The sequence below is a fragment of the Bowmanella yangjiangensis genome, assembly GCF_018531185.1.
Taxonomy (GTDB): domain Bacteria; phylum Pseudomonadota; class Gammaproteobacteria; order Enterobacterales; family Alteromonadaceae; genus Bowmanella; species Bowmanella yangjiangensis.
Genome location: NZ_JAHDJU010000002.1, coordinates 766,502 through 793,078 on the forward strand (window position 1 = coordinate 766,502; position 26,577 = coordinate 793,078).

Annotated in this window: 16 protein-coding genes; 4 read left to right on the forward strand and 12 right to left on the reverse strand. The window is 50.6% G+C overall.

Annotated features, from left to right (window positions below; all coding sequences use genetic code 11):
- Positions 1-83 precede the first annotated feature (83 nt).
- The 10 genes from KJY73_RS12960 to KJY73_RS13005 form a co-directional block, all read right to left on the reverse strand.
- A complete protein-coding gene (locus KJY73_RS12960; RefSeq protein WP_214344146.1) occupies positions 84-3,038 on the reverse strand; it encodes a TonB-dependent receptor in 2,955 nt (984 codons plus the stop codon).
- Between the two features lie 334 nt (positions 3,039-3,372).
- The gene (locus tag KJY73_RS12965) at positions 3,373-4,557 is read right to left on the reverse strand and encodes an ABC transporter permease (RefSeq protein ID WP_214344147.1); all 1,185 of its coding nucleotides are present in this window, start codon (positions 4,555-4,557) and stop codon (positions 3,373-3,375) included.
- Between the two features lies 1 nt (position 4,558).
- Entirely contained in the window at positions 4,559-5,716 is a 1,158-nt protein-coding gene (locus KJY73_RS12970) for an ABC transporter permease (RefSeq protein ID WP_214344148.1), read from the reverse strand.
- Complete coding sequence (locus KJY73_RS12975; protein WP_214344149.1) at positions 5,713-6,426, reverse strand: ABC transporter ATP-binding protein; 714 nt, start codon at positions 6,424-6,426, stop codon at positions 5,713-5,715. Before KJY73_RS12975 ends, KJY73_RS12970 begins: the two co-directional genes overlap by 4 nt.
- 59 nt (positions 6,427-6,485) lie before the next feature.
- The gene (locus tag KJY73_RS12980) at positions 6,486-7,499 is read right to left on the reverse strand and encodes an efflux RND transporter periplasmic adaptor subunit (RefSeq protein WP_214344150.1); all 1,014 of its coding nucleotides are present in this window, start codon (positions 7,497-7,499) and stop codon (positions 6,486-6,488) included.
- Positions 7,500-7,705: 206 nt separating this feature from the next.
- Positions 7,706-9,289 carry a methyl-accepting chemotaxis protein gene (locus KJY73_RS12985; protein ID WP_214344151.1) on the reverse strand — a complete coding sequence of 528 codons (1,584 nt, stop codon included), beginning with the start codon at positions 9,287-9,289 and terminating at the stop codon, positions 7,706-7,708.
- A 320-nt stretch (positions 9,290-9,609) separates the two neighbouring features.
- On the reverse strand, positions 9,610-11,679 hold the full coding sequence (locus tag KJY73_RS12990) for a S9 family peptidase (RefSeq protein ID WP_232848594.1): 2,070 nt from the start codon (positions 11,677-11,679) through the stop codon (positions 9,610-9,612).
- Between the two features lie 162 nt (positions 11,680-11,841).
- Positions 11,842-13,806 (reverse strand): glucans biosynthesis glucosyltransferase MdoH, encoded by a 1,965-nt coding sequence (mdoH, locus tag KJY73_RS12995; RefSeq protein ID WP_214344152.1) that lies wholly within the window; start codon positions 13,804-13,806, stop codon positions 11,842-11,844.
- Positions 13,778-15,379: a glucan biosynthesis protein gene (locus tag KJY73_RS13000; RefSeq protein ID WP_232848595.1), complete on the reverse strand. Its 1,602-nt coding sequence runs from the start codon at positions 15,377-15,379 to the stop codon at positions 13,778-13,780. Before KJY73_RS13000 ends, mdoH begins: the two co-directional genes overlap by 29 nt.
- Positions 15,380-15,810: 431 nt before the next feature.
- Positions 15,811-16,746 carry a LysR family transcriptional regulator gene (locus tag KJY73_RS13005; protein ID WP_214344153.1) on the reverse strand — a complete coding sequence of 312 codons (936 nt, stop codon included), beginning with the start codon at positions 16,744-16,746 and terminating at the stop codon, positions 15,811-15,813.
- 95 nt (positions 16,747-16,841) lie between these two features.
- Between KJY73_RS13005 and KJY73_RS13010 the strand changes: the two genes are divergently transcribed.
- The 4 genes from KJY73_RS13010 (at position 16,842) to KJY73_RS13025 (ending at position 23,284) form a co-directional block, all read left to right on the forward strand.
- Positions 16,842-19,592 (forward strand): TonB-dependent receptor, encoded by a 2,751-nt coding sequence (locus tag KJY73_RS13010; RefSeq protein WP_232848596.1) that lies wholly within the window; start codon positions 16,842-16,844, stop codon positions 19,590-19,592.
- A 44-nt stretch (positions 19,593-19,636) separates the two neighbouring features.
- Positions 19,637-20,497, forward strand: coding sequence for an N-formylglutamate amidohydrolase (locus tag KJY73_RS13015; RefSeq protein ID WP_214344154.1), 861 nt, complete (start codon positions 19,637-19,639; stop codon positions 20,495-20,497).
- Positions 20,490-21,878 carry a YfcC family protein gene (locus KJY73_RS13020; protein WP_214344155.1) on the forward strand — a complete coding sequence of 463 codons (1,389 nt, stop codon included), beginning with the start codon at positions 20,490-20,492 and terminating at the stop codon, positions 21,876-21,878. The genes KJY73_RS13015 and KJY73_RS13020 overlap by 8 nt, the downstream gene beginning before the upstream one ends.
- 209 nt (positions 21,879-22,087) lie before the next feature.
- A complete protein-coding gene (locus KJY73_RS13025) occupies positions 22,088-23,284 on the forward strand; it encodes a serine hydrolase domain-containing protein (protein WP_214344156.1) in 1,197 nt (398 codons plus the stop codon).
- A gap of 107 nt (positions 23,285-23,391) precedes the next feature.
- Here KJY73_RS13025 and KJY73_RS13030 read toward each other — a convergent pair whose 3' ends face one another.
- Positions 23,392-25,737, reverse strand: a complete 2,346-nt coding sequence (locus KJY73_RS13030; protein WP_214344157.1) for a TonB-dependent receptor — start codon at positions 25,735-25,737, stop codon at positions 23,392-23,394.
- Between the two features lie 270 nt (positions 25,738-26,007).
- Positions 26,008-26,472 (reverse strand): Lrp/AsnC family transcriptional regulator, encoded by a 465-nt coding sequence (locus tag KJY73_RS13035; RefSeq protein ID WP_206594125.1) that lies wholly within the window; start codon positions 26,470-26,472, stop codon positions 26,008-26,010.
- Positions 26,473-26,577 lie beyond the last annotated feature (105 nt).

Here is a 26,577-nt window from a genome sequence, read left to right on the forward strand (position 1 = left end):
GAACTTCGCTGGTTTCATTAGTAAGAAGATTAATAAAAACGGCCCGAAATCGGGCCGTTTTGAGTTAAACAACTAACGCTTGATTAGAAGTTGTAACGTGCAGAAATGCTAACACGGCGTGGAGTTTGGTAACCCACTGGAGCCAGGAAGTTAGGGTTAACTTCTGGTGCAGAGCCAGAGCCGATTTCACCTTTCTCGTTGTATTCAGTTACACCTTGGAAGTTAAAGATATTTCTAACATCCAATTGCAGAGTCAGGCCGTCTGCCCACTCTGGTCTGTAACGCACGCCCATATCAACCATTTTCAGCCAAGGTGTACGGCCGTAGTCACCACGTTGAGTCAACTCACCATCACAGTAGTAGGATGAGGCACCGTAGCCCGCTAGGCCACTGTAATCAACACCCAGTTCGTCCTTGTATTGCTCCAAGGGAATGAAGCCGTTACAGGAAACTGGTCTGCCTGATTGCAAAAGGAAGTTGGCAGAGATTGTCAGCTCATCGCTTACCTTATACGCACCGAATAGCTTAACAGTGTGTCTGCGATCGTTTGGCAGAGGACCGTATGCACCGTGCTGGAACAGATGGTTGTCGATGTCCTGGGTCAGGCCAGCATCATCTTGTTCAAGGGTGGAGTTAACGTAACCTTCAGCGTTACCTTCACTCTTCGCCCAGGTATATGAACCTTGCAGCATCCAGTTATCGGCCATGGCTTTTTCCCATGAGAACTCAATAGCTGTGTACTTACGTTGATAGGTATCCAAACCGAAGTATGACTTCGGAATAGTTACTTCTGTGAGCTGCCCATTATTTTCTAGATCTATCGCCAGGCTCAAGTCTTTGCCAGGGTTGATCATGATACAGTTGGCCATACTGTGGTAGTCAAAGTCGTCATGACCATTGTCTTCCGCCCAGTTGATAAACGCCTGGTGGGAACAGTAGTCATCCATACCGTCTTTGATCTTACGAGTAATACCTTTGATACCCAGTGACCAGTCGCCCACTTCCTGTTGGTAACCGATAATTAGCTCATCCTGGAACATGGGGGACAGATTGGTCGCTGCGACTGTGCCAGGGTTCGGCGCATTAGCGTCGCCGTTGTAAGATGTTTCACCCAACTTAGCGCCCAGCTTGGTTGGTGCTGCGGTAACTGGATCTTCGTCAGCGCTGTCAACCAGGAAGTATTCTTCAGTTGAGTATTCGATACCAGAAAGTCGGATGTTAGTGTTCGAAGCGATTGGAATGTAGTAACGACCCAACGTTGAGAACAGCTTCTTAGTGCCATCACCATCGATATCCCAGCTTGCGCCCAAGCGCGGAGCGTACTTGGTATCGCCCTTAACAAATGAAACACCTTCGGAGTTAAAGTTTTCAAAGCCTTCTGCACGGATGCCTAAACTCAGCAGCAGGTTATCGGTAACTTGCCACTCGTCGGTCAGGTGAAATGCCGTATTTTGAACTTCATAGGAGCCAGAAGCTACAGTGCGGGTCAGGTGTCTGATGTAGGCTTGACCTTCCGGCACGACAACACCTCTAACTGCACGACCGGTTCCCATGTGCCAGCGCCAGTAGTGACCGCCAGAGTAATTGTTACCGCGTTTGCTAGAGTTAAACTCTTCTTCGTCGTAGCCGAATTTAATATTGTGGTCACCTAATGACCACTGGGCGCTAAGGCGAATGGATTCCCTGATATCCTGTTCAGGACCAACCAGCGGATCAAATTGGTAGTACTGGTCTATATCTTTACCCCAACAACCAATACGCTGAGAGCTGTTCGGCGTTTCACGACGGTCATACACCAACGGACAGTCTGCGCCAGGGCCTTCTGCAGGGATTTTTGCATCAGCGGTGTTTTTCATTTTTCCATACAGCGCGCTGACGGTGAAGTTGTCGGTCAGGAAGCCTGTATAGTTGAATATTTTAACATCACCGCCATCGCGTGTGGTGAATGGCGTGCCTGCAGTGCCGTGTTCGGTGCCATAAAATACACCTTCATCGTTGCTGAAGTTAAGGGTGTCTTCATCCTGCTCATTCTTGATATAGGTCATTTCCAACAAGTGACTATCGGTAATGTTCCAGTCAAGTTTCAATAGGCCTAGTGGAGACTCATACTCATAGCGAGTGCTTGTAGTGGAGCCAAAAGTGTTGATTTCGTCTTTGCGACCTTCGATCAAACCAAAGAAGAACAGTTTATCTTGAATAATTGGACCAGAAGCATAAGCGTTGTAGCTCAAATAGTCATAAGTGTGAGCAGAGCGGTAGTATGCGTATCTCTGCTTGTAATCGGCTTCAGGATCTAAAGTAACAGTGTCGCTTCTGGCTTCGCGCAGGGAGTCAGGAGTGTAGTAAACGGCACCACCGAAATCCCACTGGTTTGAACCACGCTTTGTTACGATGTTGACGATGCCACCCAAGGAGCGACCGTACTCCGCACCATAACCACCTGTTTTGACCTGTTGCTGCGATACTGCGTCATAGGGCAGATCAGCAAATGCAACGAAGTTACGGATGTTGGTTACATCAAAACCGTTGATGAAGTAGCCGTTTTCAGCAACGGATGCGCCACCAAAAGAAGCCAAGTTACCAAAACCAGCATCACCTTGAACAGTTCCTGGTGCCAGCAAAGCCACGCTTGTCATGTTTCTGGCAATCGGCAATTCGTCCAACTGTGCTGCTGTGAAAACCGAGGTGGACTCGACAGAAGATGTGTCGATGGCCAATACGCGGGATCTAACCTCGATAACTTCAGTTGCGCCGTTGAAGTTGACTGGTACACCAGTGCCCAAAGCGACGGTAATATCGTATTGAGCAGCACCATCAGAAACACTGTAGTCACCTGTTGGTAGTTGGCGCAGTTGGAAACGGCCATCATTACCTACAGTGATCTGACGCTCGAAGCCAGTTTGTTTGTTTTTAATAGTGATGACTTTACCTGCTTCGGCTTTACCGTGAATGGAACCGGTGGAGTTATCAGCGAAAGCGGGTTGAAAGAGTCCGAGAGAAGCAGAAACAGCTAGCGTGACTAGGCTTTTCCTTAACATAAAGTTGTTCCCTAATTTAGTTATTATTTGGCATCCAGAGCTGAAGAAAGCTCGACATGTTCTGTTACATAGACTTTCGTTTTGTAACAGATGTGCTTTTTAAAGCTTTTATATGCGTAAAATCAATAGCTAAATCTTAATTATTGAAAATATTATGGAAATAATTTGTTACGTCCTTGGGTGGGCGAATGCGGGGTGTTCTATTTTTTCTTGTATTTGTTTATAAAACAATGGGTTGGGTTTAAATTTGTGGGGTTAAATGTTTACAATTGATAAAGCTGTTTATGAAGCTTACCGAAGATTATTGAAAGGGGGCGAAGCCCCCTTGTCCGGTTTATCCCCTGGACTGAAATGCGACGGCTACAGGTACGCTGGTGGCTCGCCAGGCTGGGAAAAAACCGCTGATAAAGCCGATAAATAGTGCCAGCCAAATGCCCTGCATAACCAACTGACCTGTCATCTCAAAGCTGAACACCACTTGGGTAAAGCTGCCTCCCAGGGTGGAGGCACTTAAACCGTCAAACAGCAAGAATGCCGCCAGCGCCCCCAGCACTCCGCCAAACAGTGCCAGTACTAGGGCTTCTGCCATGGTGCCGATAAAGGCCGACAGGTTAGAAAAGCCGATGGCCCGCAAGGTGGCAATTTCCTTGGCCCGGTCGGATACCGAGGTATACATGGTATTCAGCGCGCCAGCTAAAGCGCCTAACGCCATAACCGCACTGATAACCCGCCCGAAAATCGCCATATAGCTTAGGCCCTCGCCTTGCACGGCAAAGTAGTTGGCTTCGGTTTGTACTTCCTGATTCAGGCGTGGCTCATTTTTGATATAGGCTTGGATGTCTTCCAATCTGGCATCCGCTGTCAGTTTCGCCCGCACCGATTGATAGCTGCTACCACGGTTATACAGGGTTTGGATAACCTTGGCGTCAGCCCACAGTTCACTTTCAAAAACGTTTCCGCCGGTGCTGAATACCCCAACCACAGTCCAACGGTTTTTGCCAAAACGCACTTCTTTACCGAGCTCAAAGCCCTCAAACTGACGCAGTATCCCTTCACCGACAATCAGTTCATCGGTACCAGGAGTAAACAATCGCCCCTGCACTATCTTGAAGTTATTGCGCAGTGCCAGCCCTTGTTGCTCTATACCTCGCAGGGGAATATTGGCATCGGTGCCGCTGCTTCTCTTGGTACCGTCGACTATCACGTACAGCTCGGGTGATACCAGTTTACCGTTTTCGTCGCTGGCAATGCCTGGTGCTTCACGTAGTAGATCCACCTGTTCCTTCATCACTGAGCTATTCAGTTCCGCGGCAGAGCCAGTACGGATAAAGAAGGCCACATCTTCCTGACCAGCGCTTTGCAAGGTCGCCTCAAAACCCTTAGCCATGGCCAGAAAGGCGAGCAGTACGGCAACCACTACGGCACTGGCCAAAACCATGGCCAGTGACATCCATAAACGGCGGGGCAGGCTTTTAATATTCATGCCGATCACGGCACTGGATTGTGCAAGTAAACTCATATTACCCCCTGGCAAATGCAGTGATGATGTTTAGGCGTAGCGCCTGGTATGCCGGCGCAATACCGGTAATCAGGCCGAGCAGCAGCATGTAGCCTAAGGCCTGCAACACAATATCCGAACCCAGAACCAAATTAGGTAGAAAACGCGCCATCATTTGTGATAGCCCACCAACCACCAGATAAGCCGCGCCAAGACCTAACAAACCGCCGAGAAAGGCCAGCAGGCACGACTCGGTGAGGATCATGCGAAAGATTCGAGGTGAAGAAAATCCCAGGGTTTTTAGCACGGCAATCTCGCCGGTGCGCTCACGAATGGCCAGTACCATGGTATTGCCGACTAGCACCAGAATGGTAAAGAAGGCCATAAACACCACGCCAAAGATAATCAGGCCAATATTGCCAATTTGCTCAATAAAGGCCTTGTTAAAGGCTTTTTCTGTGCTGGTATCTGTCTCTGCCTGGGAGTTAGCAAAGCTTTCATCTATGGCTTTTGCCACTTGCTCATTAAGCGCCGGGTCATCGGTGGTCAGGACTATCCAGCCCACGTAATCCCCGCCCCAGCTTTGAGTCTCCATAAAGTACTTGTAGTGAAAGACCATATAGCCAGTATCGACTTGTGGGTCGCTGGCGGTAAAAATGCCTTCTACCACTAAATCCCAGGTTTGACCGCCGTTCTTGTTGGAGAAGATATTCGAGGAAACCGGGATACGATCACCTATCTGCCAGTTATTAACCTTAGCCAGACGCTCGCCTACCATTACCCCTGCTTGGTTTTGCAACCAGTTGGCTTTTTGCTCCGGGTCTACCACTAGCTCTGAATACACCTCGAAGTAGCTGTCAGGATCCACGGCCATAGTCACCACCTGATTAGCGGGTTCCTGGTAATAACCGCCGAACCAGTTAGCAAATGTCACCTGGTTTACGCCTTCTATGCCACTGACTTTATTGACATAGGCGTAGGGCAGGGACTGGGTAAAGTTGATTTTATTAAACACCACCAGACGGTTATCCGCCGACATCTCTACCCCGGAATTCAGTGCGCCCTGCAAAGCCGTGACCGCACCGAAAATCAGGAAGGCGATAAAGATGGCGAAGCTGGTGAGAAACAGTCGCAATTTCTTGCGGGTCAGGTTTTTGTACACCAGATAGAGATCCTTCATGCGGATTTCTCCTGCAACTCCGGTTCGTCTTTACCCACAAACTGACCTTTATCCAGGTGCAAGGTATGGGTGGCATAGCGGGCAGCGGCCGGATCGTGAGTGACCATGATGATAGTCTTGCCAAACTCACGGTTGAGCAACTGCAGCATTTCCAGAATTTCATCGGCGGTTTGGCGGTCCAGATCCCCGGTGGGCTCGTCACACAGCAGTAACTTGGGATCAGAAACCACGGCGCGGGCAATGGCTACCCGTTGTAGCTGACCACCGGACATCTCGCTTGGCATATGCTTGGCCCTGTCTGCCAGGCCAACCAGTTGCAGTGCGGTGTCTACCCTTTGCTGTCGTTGCTTGCTGCTTAGGCTGGTGAGTAGCAGCGGCAGCTCAACGTTTTTGGCGGCGTTGAGCATAGGCATCAGGTTGTAAAACTGAAAGATAAAGCCGATGTTGTTGGCCCGCCATTTGGCCAGGTCACCTTCGCTCAGGCCGTCAATACGCGCGCCGTCAAACACAATTTCGCCGCCTGTGGGCTGGTCAACGCCGCCAAGCAGATTGAGCAGGGTGGTCTTCCCCGAGCCAGACGGGCCCATGATGGCCAGGAAGTCGCCGCGCTTGATGGTCATATTCAGGTCATCAAAAATACTGATGGTTTCCTTACCTTTTTTGAAACGCTTAGCGACCGTTTTTAATTCAAATAGATTGTCGTCACTCATGCTGTTGTCCTGTTTTTGCTGTGTATTTATTGGTCGTTTGATAGACGTCGCTATCGACATTAACTTTTCATAAAAGCGACTTTAACGCCCATATCCGGCAGGATTCTGGGGTCTTTCTCTTCAATACGGATACGCACCTGCACTGTGGCTTTGGCTCTGTCTGCGGTTGGTATGATGGCAATTACCGAGGCGGGAATACGCCAGTCTGGGTAAGCATCTAAAGTGGCTTCAACCTGCTGACCGGCGCTAACCCGGCCAATAAAGGCTTCGTTGACATCCACTTCTATTTCCAGAGAGTCCATATCCACTATGGTGCAAATACCGGTGCGGGTGAAACCACCGCCGGCTGATGTGGGAGCGACAATTTCGCCAGGCTGGGCATTTTTCACCGTCACTACACCGGAAAACGGCGCGCGTATGGTGTGGTCGTCTAAACGTTCCCGCTGGCTTTGACTTTGCAGTTTGGCCACTTCAATCTCTGCCACCGCGCTTTGCAGATTGGCCGCCAGGCTCTGCACCCGGGTTGCTGCACCGGTACGTTCGGCTTCGCTCGAATAACTGTTGTTATTGATACGCACCTGATTGCGCTTGGCTTCTTCCAGGTCCGCTGCCAATGCGTTACGTCTGGCTATCAACGCCTGAATCTGTGCCTCTGCCAACTTAAGTGCTGTGCTGGCAAGAGCGCTGTCGAGTCTGGCCAGTACATCACCTTGCTGCACTGCCATGCCTTCTTCTACATTTACTTCGGTAATAAGGCCCATCACCTCAGCGGAAACCGTGGCCATACGGCGGGCGGTAATGTAACCGGATGAGTTCAGTATGCTGTTGCTTTCAACCTTGGCCTTGGCGGCCGGTGGGGCTTTTAGCTCTTCGGCCTGAGCCGGAGTAACGGCTGTCGTGGCGCTTTGTACCGGCGCGGGATGAGCCTGGCCAAACAGGCTCGTCAGCCAGAAGGTCAGGGCTGAACTGGCTAATACCGCCAGCAGCAAATGCCAGAGGCTGAGACCTTTTTCTGAGTGCTTGTCTTGTGGATCAATCTGTAACTGTTTTAGAAGCGCGCTTTTATCGTTCACCTGTTGTCCTGGTTCTTTTTTGTACTCCTTGGCTAATGGTTGCACACTTAAAAAAAAAGAAAAATAGGCCGAAAGTCACTAGAACAAAAAGTCATGGGATAAATCCGTCGAGCATTCTGACAACAAAAACAGGCTTGGTTTTGTCCAAGCCCATTGAATTAAAAGCAAATAACGGCGAATTCTAGAATTGTCAGGTCTTAGCAATACTATTGGCGACGCTGATTCCAGAAATGAGCGGCAATATCGCCCAATACGGATGATTGCTCTGACAGGTGCTGACAGCGTTCAAGGCAAGCATTTGATGTATTCAGTGAGCCTTCGCTGATTTCTCTGATGGCGGTGATATTTTGGGTTATATCTTCAGCTACTTGCATTTGTTGGGCGGTAGCGGCAGATACCTGAATGTTCATGTCTAGAAGTTGAGACATCTGCGTTGATATCTGCTCGATTTCCTGTCTGGCGCTGTTAGTTGCATCCACACTCTCCTGCACATGTGACATGGCTAGTTGCATGGCTTTTAAGGTGGTTCGGGTACCCTGGCTCAACTTTTCAATACTGGCGATAATCTCTTCGGTAGACTTGTGAGTGCGATTGGCTAAAGTTCTGACTTCATCTGCTACCACTGCAAACCCTCGCCCCTGCTCTCCCGCTCTTGCAGCTTCTATGGCGGCGTTTAGTGCCAATAAGTTGGTCTGCTCAGCAACAGAGCGAATGACATCTACCACGTTATTAATCGACGCCCCGTCCTTTTCAAGCTGATCTGCCGCCAGATTTGCTTGGTCAACCTGATCACTTAAACTTTGCATATTTACCACAGTTTCATTCATTTTTTTCAAACTTAGCTGCGCATGGTGATTAGTGGAATCTACTGCCTGTGACATTAGTTCGGCGTTTTGATTTACCTGACAAAAGCTGGCTGACATTTGCGTCATTGCTGAGGCGACACTTTCAATTTGTTGGAATTGAAATTGCACATCGCCGTTATTAGAAGCAAGTTCGCTATTCAAATCTGTAATATTACCTTTCATCTGATTAGTTGCATCGTGAAGTCTGCCAACAACGGCACCCGTTTCTTTCTGTAAAGATTCCAGAGCTAGCAGAATGCTACCAATATCACCTCTATGGCCAGTGTATATATAGGCGGCGAGAGGGTCGTCAATGATTTTTCTGGCAACATTAATAACCTTATTCCAACGTTGTCCGTACCAGGCAAACAGTGAACTGCAAAGTATTACCGGGAACAGTGAAATAAAAAGCGTTTCATTCACAGATATATTGGTATAGCTAAAAGCAAATAGCGTAATAAGATAAGCTAGCGTCCCTGTAAGTACTGCGGCCTGAGTCGCGCTTATCTTTGCCAGAAAAGGCGTTTTGATTTTCTTTCCGCTGCGAATCTCACGGTAAACCTTCTCAGCTCTCTGCCGAACGGATTCGTCAGGCTTAACTCTAACAGACTGAAATTCTATTTCGCCTTTGGCATTTTTAAGTGGGCAGGCATAAGCGTCTACCCAATAATGATCCCCATTTTTGCAGCGGTTCTTCACAATTCCCATCCATGATTTACCTGAATGCAAACGATGCCAAAGTTCCTTAAATGCTTCTTTCGGCATATCAGGGTGGCGAACCATATTATGATAGTTGTCGGAAAGTTCTTCTCTGCTGAAACCGGATATTTTTACGAAGTCTTCATTGACGTACTTAATACTGCTATCCGGTTTGGTGGTCGACAGTATGTTAATATCTGAGGCTAAATTCACATCCCTTTGAGTCACTGGTTCGTTGATTCGCATAGTAACTCTACATTCAAGGCTTTAAATAAAAATGATATTTTTATTTTTGAATGTAAAGCTTTTTTTAATTTTGTGTGAAAATATCTAAGTGTTGGTAGATGGGCTGTGTAAAAATATCGTGCGGTCTATTGTAAATGCGAATCTTTGTCTATATCCCAATAGGGATAGAAGGATATGCTTAGGGTGCTGATGAGCACAGCATGAAAGTTTTATTTTTAGTATGTTAATAAACAAAAAAGGGCATCAGTGAATTTAAATTTACCACATGGAAGCCCTTGATTTATTTAATATAAGCTAAAGGTTGTATTTATTTTTAGCCGTTATTTAGATGAATCCGTATTTACCGCCTCTTTTGTTGCCTTAAGCTTGGCAGCATGGTCAATCTCGTAGTCAGGCATCTGGGTTTTGCCATCGATTAGATAGTTATCCATCCAGCGCATCAGGCGCAGGCTGTAGTCGTACTGCGCGGCCGCTTTGCGGTTACCATGGCCTTCACCCGGGTAGTACACCAGGCGTACATCCTTGCCTTGCACTTTCATATAGCGATACAGTTCCATGGACTGTGCAGGGTGAACACGTGGATCATCCTTTCCATGCATAATCAACAGCGGCGTTTTGGACTGTCCGGCCCAGTATATGGGGCTGCGCTCCAGGTAATATTGCCACTTATCCCAGGGGTAAGAGCGGGCATGAACCAGGAACATCTCATTGGAAATATCTGTGGTACCGAATTTGGACAACTGGTTGGTCACGCCTACAAACATCACGCTGGCGGCAAAATGCTCAGTCAGCTTAGTGGCAGCCCAGGCAGAAGCATAACCACCGTAAGAACCACCAGTGATGCCGACGCGCTTGCTGTCAACCAGGCCCATGTCTACCAGATGCTGCTTAAAGCGCACCAGGTCGTTAAATTCCTCACCGGCATAGTCGTTCTGACCCAGCTTGGAGTAGTCCACGCCTTTGCCGGTTGAACCACGGTAGTTAGGGTAGAACACCGCGTAGCCGCGGGCTGCACCCATTTGGCCGGGGCGCGAGTAGTTGGTCAACCAACCGTCTTTGTCATGGCTTTCCGGGCCACCGTGTACCGACATAATCAGTGGGTAGCGGGTGCCTTTCTGATAGTCCAGGGGGTAGATCAGCACACCGTCCAGTTCCACGCCATCTTCGGCGGTAAAGCGGATCGTCTCCTGCTTCGCCAGACGCTTTTCCGCCAACCAGGGATTGGAGTCTGACAGGCGTTTGGCCTTGCCAGAACGGATCACAAAAACTTCATTTGGGTGGGCATAGCTGTTGGCGCGCACGGCAATGCTCTTGTCTGAGTCAGAGATACTCAGGCCGGAGGCAATAAACTGACCTTCTTTCACCAGCTTTTTGTACTTGTTGCTACCGGGTTTGATAGTGGCAACAAAGTTCTGAGTGCCGACTTCAGCGATAAAGTTCAGGGTTTGACCCTTGTGTGACCATTCGATATCGCTGATATGGCCTTTAAAGTCGGGCAGCCAGTCTTGCACTTTGCCGCTTTTGGCATCGGCCAGGTACAAACGGCCGGTAGCCGGGTCATGTTTGTCCTGGGCACCTAAGATAGCGATATAACGGCCGTCGGCAGACAGTTCTGCTTCGCCTAGTTTACCTTCGGTAGCGAAAGACAGGCTGACCGTCTGTTTGGCCAGATCAAACAAATGCCATTGCGACTTCATGTACTGGTCGTCAATCAGCGCGCTGGGCTGGGTTTTAACCAGCAAAGCCTGACTATCTGCGGCCCAGTTTACATCGCCCACATAGTCCTGGATGGCCAAGGCGTCGGGATTAAGGTTGTCGCCAGCTTTGTCCAACGACAACACAAACAACTGTTGATTGGTCAGGCCCAGCTCATAAACTTCCGCCATAAAACCGAGCTTTTTCAGCTCCTTTTCAGACTTGTCAGCCGCTGGCTTGGCTAGCAGTGCAATCTGTTTGTTATTCGGAGCGAGCTTATAGCTGCTGATGTTGCGGTCTTTTAAGCTCAGCACACGTTGGGCCTGACCGCCATCAACCGGGATCTGATACAGGCTGGTGAACTTGTCGTCGCCCATCTTGGCCAGAAAATAAATCTGTTTACCGTCGGCAGACCACTGCAACTTACCGATATTTACCTTACCGGTGATAAAAGCGCGTTCCTGGCCTTTTCCATCTACCAGATACAGCTCGGCGTAGTTACTGCCGTTTTCTTCCACGTACAACTCGCGGGGCACGGAACGGGTAAAGGCAATCTGTTCACCATCAGGGCTGATGCTGGTTTGCAGCACGGATTGCAGGGTTGGAATGTCGTCGATGCTGATGCGATCATCGGCCAGTGCACAGGCACTGCCCAGGCCCAGAGTCAGGGCCAGCAGGGATTGAGTTATTTTCATTGTTAACCTTTTATTGGCTTCTGCGTTAGCGGCGGCAAGTTTACTCACCGCGCTGGGTGAACTCCAGTTTTTGCGGCCAGGGACTCGACTGGGCAGACCAATTGATTAGAGGTCAACAGACCCCCCCAAAAAAACGCCGCTAACTAGCGGCGTCTGTTTGAACTAGCGGTTTACACTGACCAATACCTCAGGAGTATCGGCCGTATCGAAGCTTTGCACCGGCATATCGCGCCATTGTTCGGTGGGGAGTATTGGCGTAAAAGCGATTTGCGCTGGCTGTTGTGGCATATTGGCCAAACGCAGGCGCAGCTGCTTTAGTTCTGAGGGTTCCATCGCTTCACTGGGGCTGATAAACAGGCCATGCAATCTGGCCCAGCGACCCAGCTCCAGGCTGCTGGAATAGCGCACAATAGGCGCAGCCAGAATCACCCCGGTAAATACCGGCACCATCCACCAGAACATCAGCGGCGCAAACAGGTAAGTGACCACTGCCCACACCACCGCAATTGCACTTGCTAATGCCGTACGTTTAAAGGCCTCATGCCAGCTTAGCATGCGCCCTTCACGTTCCTGGGCATTCCAACTGACCTGATAGCCCAGGAATACACTGAGGACGAAAAACGCGTGGTAAACCATCATCAGTGGGGCAATCAGCAGGGCAAACAAGGCTTCCGCCAAGGCACCGGACAGCAGCGCACGGGCACCGCCAAACTCAGCGCGTCGCTGTTTTAAGGCCAATAACACACCTAGTACTTTAGGGAACATCAACAGCACAACAGTGCACATCAGCAAGGCGTTAATCAGGCCGGTTTCTGCCACTTGCCAGTTGGGGAACAGCTGATAGGTCTGAGTGAAATAATCATTGTCTGTGGTGGCACGAATCAGCGCATCTGCCGAGCTTAAACTTAACATCAGCATCCACAGCAACGAGGAAATATAAGCCAGCGCACCAAACAGGAAATGTAAACGGTTGGTCAGATGCAGACCGCTGCCAGTCAGAAGACCCAAATGTTGAATATTACCTTGTACCCAACGACGGTCGCGGGTGGCGTAATCCAGAATATTACAGGGAACTTCCTCAAAGCTGCCGCGTACTTCGGTTAACAGGAATACATCCCACCCTGCACGGCGCAATAACGCCGCTTCGACAAAGTCGTGGCTGAGAATATCGCCGCCAAAGGGTGCCGGACCGTTTAAACGGGGCAAACCACAATGCTGCATAAAGGCGTCCATGCGGATAATGGCATTGTGACCCCAGTAGTTGGCACTGTCGGTTTGCCAGAAAGACAAACCGGTGGCCAGCATTGGGCAGTAGAGTTCGGAAGCGAACTGCAGAAAACGACCAAACAAGGTGGTTTGGCGAACCGGAATAGGCACGGTTTGGATCAGACCCACCTTAGGGTTTTGTTCCATGCTGTGCACCAGCTGCAACATGGCCTGGCCGCTCATCACGCTATCGGCGTCCAGTACAATCATATGCTCATAGCGATAGCCGAAACGCTGGCAGAACTCTTTGAGGTTACCCACCTTACGCTCGGTATTTTTTTCCCGGCGACGGTAAAAGGCATGTTTGCCCAGCTCGCCCAGACGCTGCTGCATGGCATGCCAATGGTCCAGCTCGGCCTGGGCCATATCCACATTGCGGGTGTCACTGAGCATATACATATCAAACTGCGCCAGATGCCCGGTTTGTGCCAGTTGGCGCAGGCAGGTTTCAAAACCGGCCATAATCCGGCGGGTATCTTCGTTGTAAACCGGCATCACCACAGCGGTGCGCTGCATAGGAGCGCCGCTGTCTTCAGGCAGCGCTAGGCTGCGTTTGAGACTGAGCGGGTCAATACGCAGCCATTGCAAGGCGAAGCCTATTACCGCGCTCCAAAAAGCGCAGACAATCCAGCTAAAGACGATGGCAAACAGCACCAGCAGGGTGGTTTCCAATCCGGTCAGGCCATTGGCCTTAAGGATATGAGTCATCATGCTGATACCGGCCACTGCACTAGTGCTGACCAGCAGGAAGAACAACCATTGGCGTAGCGCCTTGTGGTTAAGCAAAATCTGCCAGGGGGCTGACGAGTTAGCGGCCTTGGGGGCCTCAGACTTACTTGAGGTCAGTTGGATTCCAGACATAGTTCCATACCTCGCTTAGGGTTTCGTTACGTAATTTCAGTTGCAGGCGCATATCCACCGGTTTTTGGTCGGCAGGCTTTAGTTTGAAAGACACGCGCCACTGGCCGCTTGGCAGTTTATTTACTGTCAGGTCGCGATGGCTGCCGGCCGACAGTTGCAAGGTGGCATTGATAGGCTGCGCGCTGTCCAGTTTGGCCAGAGTCGGGCCGGCAAAGTCCACCACAAACTGACGCTCGGCTTTGGTTGGTGCATTGTGTTCGCCGGGCAAGGCTGACCAGCCTATGCGGGTACTCACCACTTGCGCCAGATGGTGTTCCGGGCGCTGACTGTCGAAGGTCGACAGGCTGTAGCTGAACTCGCGCTGTTCACCGGCTTTCAGCGGTGTTTCCGGCACCCAGTAGGTGACAATGTTGTCATTGGTTTCGTTGTTAGTGGGGATCTCCACGATCTCCAGGCGCCCCTTGCCCCAGTTGCCCTGCGGCGCTATCCACATGCTAGGGCGCTGGTGGTATTTGGCTTCGCTGTCCTGGTAATTGACAAAGTCACGGTCACGTTGCAGCAAACCAAAGCCCTTGGGATTTTCGTCGGCCAGGCTGGTTACTTGGAGATGACGTGGGTTTTTCAATGCCCGCCAAATCCATTCGCCGTGGGCGGTTTGCATCAGCACGCCGTCGGAGTCATGGATTTCGGGACGAAAGTCATCCACATGGCGAACTTTGTTCTCACCATAAAAGAACATGCTGGTCAGCGGAGCGATGCCGAGCTTCTTGACATCCTGACGGGCAAACAGACGCGCAGTCACTTGCATATGAGTGTCGCTACCTGGCGACAATTCAAAGCGGTAAGCACCGGTAACTGCTGGACTGTCCAGCAAGGCAAAGAACACCAGCTTAGTGTCATTAGGCTCAGGTTTAACCAGCCAGAAGCGCTTAAATTGCGGAAACTGCTCGCCGCTGGTTTCGGCGGTATCAATGGCCAGACCGCGGGCTGACAGGCCGTAAACTTGGTTAGGACCTACCAGACGAAAATAAGACGCGCCTTGGAATACGGCCACTTCGTCTTTGTAATCAGGGCGGTTCAGTGGGTAGTGTACTCTGAAACCCGCATAGCCTTTGCTGTTGGTGCTCTGACTGGCCAGCGGCGCGGCTTCGGCATCGTAATTAAACTGGCTGGCACTAAACGGCAGCAATTTGTTCATGCCGTCTTTATTCACTTCTTCAATTTCTACCGGCTGTTGATAAAGAAAGCCGGGGTGGAAGAATTGTACCTCGAATAATGACTGGTCATTCCATAGCGCCTGGTCGGGCTTGAAGCGAATAGCCCGGTACTGCGGATAGCTCATGGTTTTCCAGTTTTCTGGTAGGTCGGGCTCATCCTGGCTGTAGCTTTGTGCCGCGAGATTTTGAGCACGCTTGCTCATCAGGTCAAACAGCACTTGTTCGTTGCTTTTGCCTTGATTGGTGGTGGCCTGCTGGGCTCGCACGCTGGTGGTAAGAATAAGCAAAATAGCCACCACCAGCCCAACGCTGAGAAAGGCACGATTTCGCAATTCACTAAATTTTGGCTTACTCAAGTTTAACTACCCCCCGAGTCATAAACGCGGCCCTGCTGTTGAGCCGGCATAGGAAAAATCAATACTAGTGGGGCTAGAGCAAGAAAAGATCCAACTATTAAAACAGGTCTGAATATCAGCCTTTTTATGCTGATTTATCCCTCTTTCTATTGGTTATGTATCTGTAATTTATGAAGAATAATATTTTAGGGTGATGGCGGGTATTCGCTGTGCGACGCGCTTGGTGAGGCTCGCTGGTCAACAACGACTGTGTAATTCTGTCGTCTGGTTGAGACAGAATTACACACTGCTTGTTAGGTAACTTGAAAGTGGTCTGATAGCTGGTTCGCCGTCAGACCTCATTGGCGCGACGCACTAGCCTTACAGACCAATGAGTCATTGGCTGGCAGCTATTGTCGGGTTGTCTCAAAAAAGCGACAGTTTCTCTGGCGCTAAAGCGTGGCCAGATAACCGGCCTGCATTTCACTGAATGCGCGCTGGCAATGTTCAAAAAAGGCCTGGCTAAGGCGGCTCATGGGCGCATGGGCCGAGGTAATAAAACCATACTCGTAAATCAGCGTTGGCTTAAAGGGGATCAGCAGCAGATTGCTGTCCGCATATTGTCTGGCCAGCATATCGTTAACTATGGCCACGCCCAGATTACGTTTGGCAAAAGTGCAGGCGATGGCCACGGTATGGGTTTCCAGTTTGACCTTCATCGGGACTTTGGCCTGCCGGAAGATATCGTCGATCTGTAATCTGGAGTAACGGCCCTTGCCCAGCAGGATCAGGTTTTCACCTTGTAAATCATGCACTTCAATATAACTGCGGGTAGCCAGTGGGTGGGCCGGTGACAAAGCGCACATGGTATGGCTTCTTAGCATAGGCTCAACCCGCAAACCGGGATGGTTCTCGGGTAATTGGATAAAGCCGCAGTCGGCGCTGCGATGTGCCACCATTTCCCGGGCCGAGGCCGGACTATGAGTATCCAGAGAAATGTTTACCCTGGGGTGCTGACGCAAAAAATCCGCCACCACATCGGCCAGAGGTCCGGCGATAAAGGAATTGGGCGCGACAATTTTCAGCCAACCCAGATCTGAATTAAAGATATTACGGGCCAATAAGCTGATGCGCTCTGCGCCCTGTAAGGTCAGTTCTACTTCCTTAAACAGCGCTAAGGCTTCGTCTGTGGGAAACAAGCGGCTCTTTTCCCGGTAAAACAGGGCAAAACCCACATGTTCTTCAAAGGCGGCTAGCAGGCGGCTGATGGCTGGCTGGGTCACGCCCAGCGCACTGGCCGCAGCGGTGGCGGAGCCGGTTTGAATAATGGCGCGAAAGGCTTCCAGGCTCTTTAGGCTTAAGGGGCTTTGTGCATGCAATTCTGACATGTTGATAACAAAATGTAATGGACTGATGATTATTTGCCATAATATTGCATGACTTTGGCGAGTTAATAAACTGTTAATCAAAACAGAGCATCGCAATGCCTAACTCAGCCGGAGACCAGTTTATGCCACGCTTTCGTCAATCCTTAATTGTCTTGTCTGTCAGTGCCGCTTGTATGGGCACCAGCCTTTCTGCTTATGCCCAGCAAACCGCAGGGGCTGAGGCTGATAGCGGAACCGAGATTATCGCCATCACGGGATCGCGCATTAAGCGCCAGGGCGATACGCCAAGCCCGGTTCAGGAACTCGATTTAGATGCCCTCAATCAGACCGGTTCGGTGTCCCTTGGTGAAGTACTGCAGGAACTGCCTTCCGTGGGGGCCAGTTTAAACAGCAATGGCTCGGCGGGTACCAGCCATGGCAGCAGCAGTATGAATTTACGAAATCTGGGCGAGAACCGATCCTTGGTGCTAGTCAATGGCCATCGCTGGGTGAATGGTGCCGGTACCCGCGGTTTTCGTGACTTTGTGGATTTGAATACGATTCCGCAAGCCATAGTTAAACGGGTGGAAGTACTACAGGACGGTGCCACCGCCATTTACGGCGCTGATGCCATTGCTGGGGTAGTGAATATTTACACCCACAATGACTTTGTTGGTACCAGCGCTAAAGCCTATTACGGACAAAGTAGCGAAGGTGACCGGGAAACCGTTAATCTCGATCTGTTATTTGGCCGGGATATCGGCGATAGCAATCTGATGGTGGCCGCCAGTTATTCTGACCAAAAACCTATTTATACCCAGGATCGTGATATCACAGCTGTGCCGTTAAATGGATTGTCAGCGGGGACTCCCGAAGGCTTGTTCCGGGAGAGCAACTTATCCTCGGTGCTGGACTTCAGCATACCCAGCGCCGGGATAACTCGTGACCCAGGTGCTGACGGAGACAATCTGAACAGCTGGCGCGGCGTAACCGGTGACGACCAGTTTAACCGTTACTATAACAACTATGTCGTGGGCCCAAGCCAGCGTTTTGCCTTGTATGCTCAGGCACTGGTGCCTTTTGATAATGTGAATTTGCGTTTTGAGGCGCTGTACAACAGTCGCGAGTCCGACCAGCAGTTTTCCTCGGTACTTTCTGCGGTACGAGGGGGCAGTCGAGGCTTTGTAATTGCCAACGACCCGCGTGTAAATCCTTTTGGGGTGGAATTCAGCGGCAGTGATTTTCGTCATACCGCCTTTATTGAGGAGAATGGTTATCGGGTTAACGAGCAGCAGGTCGAGACCACCCGTTTAGGTGTGGGTCTGGATGGCGAGTTGCCCTTTGGTAATGGCTGGAGTTGGGATGGGTTTTTATCCTGGGCGAAAAACGCGGGGACTTTTACCTCAAACAACCAGATGCATCTGGATAAGCTGGCGCTTGGTTTGCGGGCCTGTGATAGCAGCGGTATCGGCGCGGATGTATCGGATCTAGCCGCGGGCTGCGTGCCGGTCAACCTGTTTAAGCCACTGACCCAAGAGATGGTGGATTACGTTAATTTTACCGGCAAGGATGAGAATGAGGCCAGTCAGGTCGATTTTACCTTCAACCTGACCGGCAGTCTGCTTGAACTGCCAGCCGGTGATCTGGCGATGGCTGCCGGTATCGAATACCGTAAAGAGCGTGGTCTGGACACCCCGGATGACATTATCAACTCTGCCCCCAGAGTGAATACCTACCAGACCACCAGTTCAGCACCCCGCACCGGCACCGATGGCGAGTACGATCTGAAAGAAGCCTACGTGGAACTGAGTATTCCACTTTTGGATGAGGCACCGCTGGCCCACCGGCTTGAGATGAGCCTGGCTACCCGTTTCTCTGATTACAGTACCTTTGGCAGCACCACCAACAGCAAGGCCGGCGTACTTTATTCGCCGGTCGAAGGCCTGTCGCTGCGTGCCACCTGGGCCGAAGGCTTCAGGGCTCCGTCTATTCTTGAGTTGTTTGAAGGGCAAAGGCAAAGCTTTGCGCCTGTAATTGACCCTTGCTCAGCAAACAAGTCCCTGCCTGGTTGCGCCGGTGTACCTTCAGGTTATTCGCAAGGTGAAAGTAATGTCCAGCTCACCACAGGCGGCAACCGTATGTTGCAGCCGGAAACCTCGGAAAACCTGTCCTTTGGTGTGGTGTTTATTCCCACTTTTATGGACGATTTCAGCCTAACTCTGGATTGGTATGACATCGAAATTGATAACACCATCTCTACCTTTGGGGCGCAGAATCTACTGGACCTATGTGCAAGCCAGGCGCGTAACTGTGAGGTTATCACCCGCGCCTCCAGTGGCGAGATAGACAATATTCTGGACGGCCCGGTTAACCTTAACAGCACCAAAACGGCCGGTATGGATCTGATGATGCGTTATGGCCTGGAAACCGAGCAAGGCGAATGGGATTTCAGTCTGAATCTTTCCAAGCTGCGTGAGTTTGAAACCTCGACGACCTTGTCTGATGGCACGGTGCAAGTGGAAGACAAAGTGGGCAATGCCTATCTGCGTGAAGCCTTTCCTGAATGGCGCGGCAGCTTCTCAAGCAAATGGCAGCAGGGCCCTTGGGCAGTGAATTACAATCTGCGTCATATCGGTGACAGCACAGAAACCTTTCAGGACGAAGCCCGCTATATAGGCACTGTGGTCTATCACAACGCCTCGGTGAGTTATGACATTGACGATGCAATGCGGGTGAAGTTCGGTATCAATAATCTGGCTGACAAACAGCCGCCGATATCGCTTACTAACCCCAATATCAACTTTGATCAGAACACCTACAATCCAGTAGGACGTTTCTTCTATCTGCAGCTTAGCTACGATATGTAAGTAACAGGCCCCTGCGGGGGCCGGTATTTTTTGGAAGTGTTTTGATGATATCAACCTATTCTCTGGCCGAGCCCAGCCAGCACAAGCCGCTGCCGTTGCTGCTGGACTCGCCACACAGCGGCAGCTTGTTTCCTAAAGGCTTTGTTTGTAATGCCACTGACACTCAGCTAAAAACCGGTTGGGATGCTTTTGTTGACGAACTTTGGCAACCGGCACTGGCGGTGGGTGGCAGCCTGCTCAGTGCGAAATATTCACGCATGTTTATTGACCTTAACCGAGCACCGGATGATATCGACCCGGCGATGCTCAGTCTTCCCTGGGCAGGGTGTAATCCCACTCGTTACAGCGACAGGGGCATGGGGCTAATACGCCGCTTGGCGCTGCCGGATGTGCCTATGTATAACCAGCCCTTGGCGGTGGAAGAGGTTGCCACTCGTATACGGGATTTTTATCTGCCTTACCACCAGGCGTTACAAAGCCAGTTGGATAAATTGCATCAGGCCTTCGGGGCGGTATGGCATGTGGACTGCCACTCCATGAAGTCCACCGGCAATCGTATGAATGTGGATAGTGGTCAGCAGCGCCCGGATGTGGTGCTAGGTGATAACGATGGTCTGTGTAGTGATGGCGGATTTATTCAGGTCGTAGAAGATGCCTTCATCCGGCTTGGCTACTCTGTGGTGCGTAATCAGCCATATAAAGGCGGTTACCTGGTCACTCACTATGCTAATCCAGCCGCGCGACGTTACAGTATGCAGATTGAAATAAACCGGGCCTTGTATATGGACGAAACGCAGTTTGCGCCAAGCCATCGTTTTGCAGCCTTTCAGCAGGATCTTGCTGAGGTATCCCGCAGTATGGCGGACTATGTGCAATCGCAATGTGGGGAGACGCGTCATGGCTGAAAACGCTAGTGAGCGTAAAACCCTAAACCCGCTGATTATTTTGCTGGGTATTTTAGTGCTGGCCGGTGCCATGAGTTACTTTGTTGAGTCCGGGCGCTATGAGCGAAATGGCCGTTTGGTGGTGCCAGGCTCTTATCAGGTATTAGATAAAGAGCCACAAGTGGCCCACTTATTCAGAGCGACCGCGGGGGATGCAGAGCAGGCTTATCCGGTCAGCATTACCGAATTGCTGATGAGCATTCCGCTGGGCCTTGAACGGGGCGCCGGGCTGATTTTTATGGTGCTGATTATCGGTGGTATGTTTGGCATTCTGACCAAAGGCGGCGCAGTAGATGCCGGGCTTGAGCGCTTGCTTAGTCTGGTGAAAGGCAATATCTATGTGCTGGTGATTGCCCTGATGCTGGTGTTTTCCGCTGGCAGTACCTTCCTGGGGCTGGCGTCGGAATACCTGCTGGTGATCCCGCTGATGGTGGCCATGGCCCAGCGCCTGGGTATGGCACCCATTATCGGCTTTGCCATAGTCACAGTGTCGGTCAAAGTGGGGTATTTATCTTCAGTGTCCAACCCCTTGCCACTGACCATTGCGCAGCCGCTGGTGGGACTGCAAATATTCAGTGGTGCCGGTTTTCGCTTTGCCTGTTATCTGGTGTTTTTGCTGATTGGTATCGGCTTTATGCTGTGGGTGATCCGCCGCCAGGCCAAGGGCGAACAAGTCGAATTGGTGCTGAATCACAGCCGCCTGTCCTGGCGTCATAGCTTGATGCTGGTTGTGCTAATGGCCAGTATCGGTTTTTTGGTTTATGCCTCAAATACCTGGCATTGGAAGCATGAAGCCCTCTCTGCCTACTATATAGGTATCAGTTTATTGCTGGCGGTTATCAGCGGTCTGGGAGCTAATGGTGCCGCCGATGCCTTTGTCAGCGGTATGAAAAAAGTGCTGTTGGCCAGTTTTTTAATTGGTGTGGCTTCAGCCGTGGCTGTGACCCTGGAACAAGGACAAATTCTTGATTCCGTGGTGCATAGTCTGGTGGGACTGATTGGCGAGGGCAGTCCAACCGTGGCCGCCAGTGGTATGTTTATGGCGCAGCTGTTGCTGGACTTTTTGATCCCTTCAACCTCAGGACAAGCCGCCGTCAGTATGCCAATTATGGGGCCAATAGGGCAGCTTTCCGGGGTATCAGGGCAAACCACGGTACTGGCCTTTTTATTCGGTAACGGCATTACCAATATGCTCACACCTACCTCCGGCACCTTACTGGCCTATTTGGCTACTGCCAATGTCGGCTGGGCGCAATGGGCGAGGTTTGTGTTGCCGCTATGGGCAATCTTTATTGTCACCGCTTTGGTGTTATTAGGCGTCGCGGTACAGATTGGGTTTTAACGCTATGCCGGGGAAACCCGGCGCAATCCTCGAGTTTTATCTGCGGCTTTCTGAAATGTGAAGATCAGACTTCAACTGCACGCCTCGTCAGCGCAAAGTCACGACAAATTCATCAGGACGTCAGCCTTTTTAACGTCACCTGCCTTAGATTGATAGCCGGTTTGTTAGAGATGCACCGACCAGGTGCGGTTATCAGTTTAAGGATTGTTATGACGACACATTTGAAATGTTTACTGGCCTGTGCGCTGTTTGGTGCCGCTTTTCAAGTAAGCGCAGAATATCATAACAAGGTCGCGCCAGAAGCTACTGCTGCTGAAACCTCCTTGTCATTCCGAGAAATACCACTGCTAGACTCAGCCTTCATCAGTACCGCGCCGACGGATAGAAACGACGGCTTGGTGGTTGGAGAGCTGGGTGTTGATGGTGGCAAGCAGGATTTGATAGTCAAGCTGGCAGAGGAAATCGCGGCGGGGAAGCATGGTAAATATGACAGCTTGCTGATTGCCCACAAAGGCAAATTATTGTTTGAATCTTACTATTTGCGTGGGAGAGTTAATTTAGCCCATTTTCAGGCATCAGCGACCAAAACTTATACTAGTCTGGCATTGGGGCGGGCTATCCAGCTTGGCTATCTGAGCATGGCAGACCTAGACAAACCCGTGATGAGTTTTTTACCTGATCTGGACCCGACGAAATTTGTGCAAGGGGTAGAGCGGATCACCCTGAATAATGCCCTGACCATGACCACCGGCATTCGCATTTCCAGAGAGAAGTGGCAGGAGCTTGAGAAAAATCCCGGTCAACTAAAAGGTCAGGGTTATATTCAAACTATGTTTGAGCACAGTGCACCTATTACCGAAGTGTCTCAGCAGTTCCTATATGGCACAGGTCCAGATCTGGTGATGCAGGTGATTGAAGTTGTGGTACCGGGCGGTGCCGAAGCCTTTATTAAAAGGGAACTGCTCGACAAGCTGGGTATCAGCAATTATCACTGGCAAACGCACCCAAGCGGTTTGCCGGAAGCGGGGTGGCGTGTTCGAATGACATCAAGGGATATGGCCAAGTGGGGCAGTTTGGCGATAAATAAAGGCAAATGGCAAGGGCAACAATTGATTCCACAAGCCTATTTGGCCAAAGCCACCAGTCGTATCCTGTTAACCGGTGATGAGGACTTCCACTATGGTGGTAAAGATACGTCCAGTCAGGGCTATGGTTATTTCTGGTGGGGTGCTGATTTAAAGGTAGGGGACAAAAGTTATTATGCGGTGAGTGCCCAAGGCGGGCATGGTCAGTTTATTACGCTGATTGAGGCGCTGGATTTGATGATAGTGCATACCGCCCATGACAATGACGCCAGTTATCTGCAAATCACCGCTGAGCGAATTTTACCGGCTTTTATTGATTAAATCGGCTGGCTTTTTTAAGCCCTATGACGTGCTAGAAATGCAAAAGGCAGTACGCAATGCGCACCGCCTTTTTACTTATCTTAAGGTCCTAAGTATCTTAGGCAACCTTAGAAGTTCATCATAAAGTTCACACCAAAGGTGCGGGGCGCGCCTTTTAAGAAGGTGTCAGGAGTTAAGCCCGTGGTAGGGAAAAAGCCTACGTTGTAGTCTTTGTCCGCCAGGTTTCTTACCCACAATGCCACTTCCCAGTCTTCAGCTTCCAATGCGATACGTGCATTTGTAACGGTATAACCGTCAACCAGGTCATTGTTATCTATAGTCTGATAGTGTTCGCCGGTATTGCTGGCATCTAGCTGCGTACGCAAGGTGAACTGTTCGCTGATAGGCGTGGCATAAACCACTGCCAGGTTCCACGACAGATCCGGCGAGAACGGCAGATCATTGCCTTCGATAGTGGCGTCTTCACCCTGGAAGTTATCAATTTCAGATGAGATAAAGGCACCCCCACCGCGAATTTCCAAACCTTCAAGTGGGCTTAAGGTAAAGGCCAACTCTGCGCCTTTAATGGTGGCATCGGCAACGTTAGCACGTACGTTAGTGCTGGCACCGGCGACCATCAGCTTGGCGGTAGACTGATAATCCTCAAAGTCGTAATTGAACAGGTTGACTTCAGCGCTCAGCAAACCGTTGTCTGAACGGTATTTGGCACCTAACTCATAAGCCACCAGGGTTTCTGAGTCGATAGGCAGCGCTTCCTGGGGAGTTAGGATTGTCGAACCATCGAAGCCGCCAGCTTTGTAGCCGGTACTAACAGTGGCATATAAGCGCCATTGCTTGGCCGGAGTGAAGATGCTGCTGACTTTCCAGGTGAATTCGCTGTCATCCAGAGATTCGTCAAACAGCAGCGGGGCATTCGGGGCGATAGGCACACCGATATAAACCTCACCAGCTGGGAAGAACTTGGGAGGCTTACCGTATACACCATAAGGGTCGAGGTTCTTGGTTTGGCCTTTGAAAGTGACTTCGTCGCTTGAGTAGCGGATACCGGTTTCCAGGGTAAACCAGTCTACCGGCGTCCAGTCAGAAGAGGCGAACAAACCAAAAGAATCACGCTCCTGCTGATAGTCGGTACGCACATCGGTTTGCCATAAACCGGAATTGAGGAAGCGTAGGTTGGTGCCAAAGTCGATGTCGTCTTTGAGCATAAAGGCGCCCACTAACCAGCCGATATTTTCAGCCAGGTCACCGGCGAGACGCGCTTCGACGGTAAACTGAGAAAAGTCGTTCTCAAAACCATAGTCGGCTACTGAGAATGGCAGGTTGTCTGAGGTTTCGTACTGGCGATCAAGGGCTTCATAGCCTACCAACAGCGTACCTGTCATACCGGATTCGAAGTCATGATCTACCTGCAGGTTCAGTGCTTGTTGGTCTGAATCCAGCTTAGGCAGCATGTTGGAATACACAGTGAAAGGATCGTTATCCAATGCTTTGGCAAATTCGATCAAGGCCGGGTCCTGCGGGTTCAGGAAAAAGGCTTTAGACTTGGCATATTCTGCCCAGTTGTCAGCACTGACATCGGGAATGGCCAGCTCGCTGTCGTCTTTACCCAAGGTTAAACGGGCGCTTACCAGCGTGTCGGCCGAGGCTTCCCACTCGGCGGTGATACGTGCAGATTGCCTGTCAGCCCCGCCCCAGTCACCCTGTGCGGCAACTTCTTGTTGTGGAGCAATCACGCCGGGGGCGTAGCTAAAGCCCGTGGCGGGGCCGGTGCCTAAATGCTCATAAAAACCATCAGAGCTTTCATACATGCCGGCTACGCGGACCAGGAAAGTTTCAGATACAGGCAGATCCACCGCGCCTTCGCCGCGATAGGTGCCGTAGTTACCGATATCCAGATCGAGGTAACCGCCAAACTCAATGCCGGGGCGCTTGCTGAGGATGTTGACTGCTCCGGCAGTGGCATTACGGCCGTACAAAGTGCCCTGCGGGCCTTTTAACACTTCTACGCGGTCGATATCAAAGTACTGACCATTTAACAGGCCGTTGGTACCCTGGTAAACACCATTAACGTGAATGGCGGCTGAGGCAGAGCCGTTAGGGTTAAAGTCGTCATCACCGACACCACGAATGGTAATACGGGGAGAGGAAGCACCAGCGTAGGTTTCGCTATACACCACCCCAGGGGTATTCAGGGCCAGAGACTCGGCATCGCCGGTACCGTTGGCTCTTAGCTGCTTTCTGCTTAGTACATTAACCACGCCAGGAATATCCTGAATAGTCTCGACTTTTTTACGGGCCGTAACAGTGACGGTTTCGATATCGGCAGCTGTCTGCTCTTGTGTCTGAGCCTGGGCGGCAAGACTGGTTAAACCTGAGGCTGCAACAAAGGCACTGGCCACGGCTAAAGCTAGGGCTTTTTTTCCAAAGTGGCTGGTGGGGGCTCCGTTCTTCATTATGGTTCCTGTTTTGTGTGTTAAAAGCTTCGCTAAAGGCCGGTATTATAAGAATTAATTATTACAATTGTGGGATTTGCTGCTACGACCAGTGGTATAAACAGCGCGACTGCTGGTTTTGTGAACATGGTGGCTGAAATTTGCGCTCATTTGGTCCGCGCCAATAGTGAATCATGAAGGTGGTAACCTTTGGCTGCAGTCGTCGGGGGCCGACCAACCATTCTGTTAGTAAGCCTATCGAGGTATTGGTGGCTGTTTTTGGAGGACGCGCTAATCTGCAATAGTCAGACTGGTGTCATATTTAATCCGATTCATAGAGATCAGGGTGGTAAAGGCCTTCATATTGGGGTTGCTGTATAACAGCGCTTCACAGAACTGCTGGTAAGAAGGCATATCGGGCACTTGCACCAGCAAAACAAAGTCCACTTCACCTGTCACTTCGTAGCATTGCTTAACCTGCGGCATATGTTTGAGCTTTTGGATAAAGGCCGCATTCAGTTCACGCCGGTCACTTTGCATGGTGACTTCCACCAGAATATGCAGACAGGGTCCAAAGCTGTCCGGATTAAGCAGGGCAACCTGGCGCTGAATGACCCCTTCTTTTTGCAGCCGCTTGACCCTTTTCAGACAGGCAGGTGCCGACAGACCAACAATTTCAGCCAGTTGCAAATTGGTTATGGCGGCATCCCGCTGAAGCTGTCTTAAAATGGCTTTATCTATGCGATCAAGAAACATTAATACTATTCCGCGATTAAAAAAGAAATATAAGTTAACTTATAGCTGAAAGAATCGAAATATAAGTTCTTAACTCCTTCTAGAATATGCATCCCAAGCCGTTAT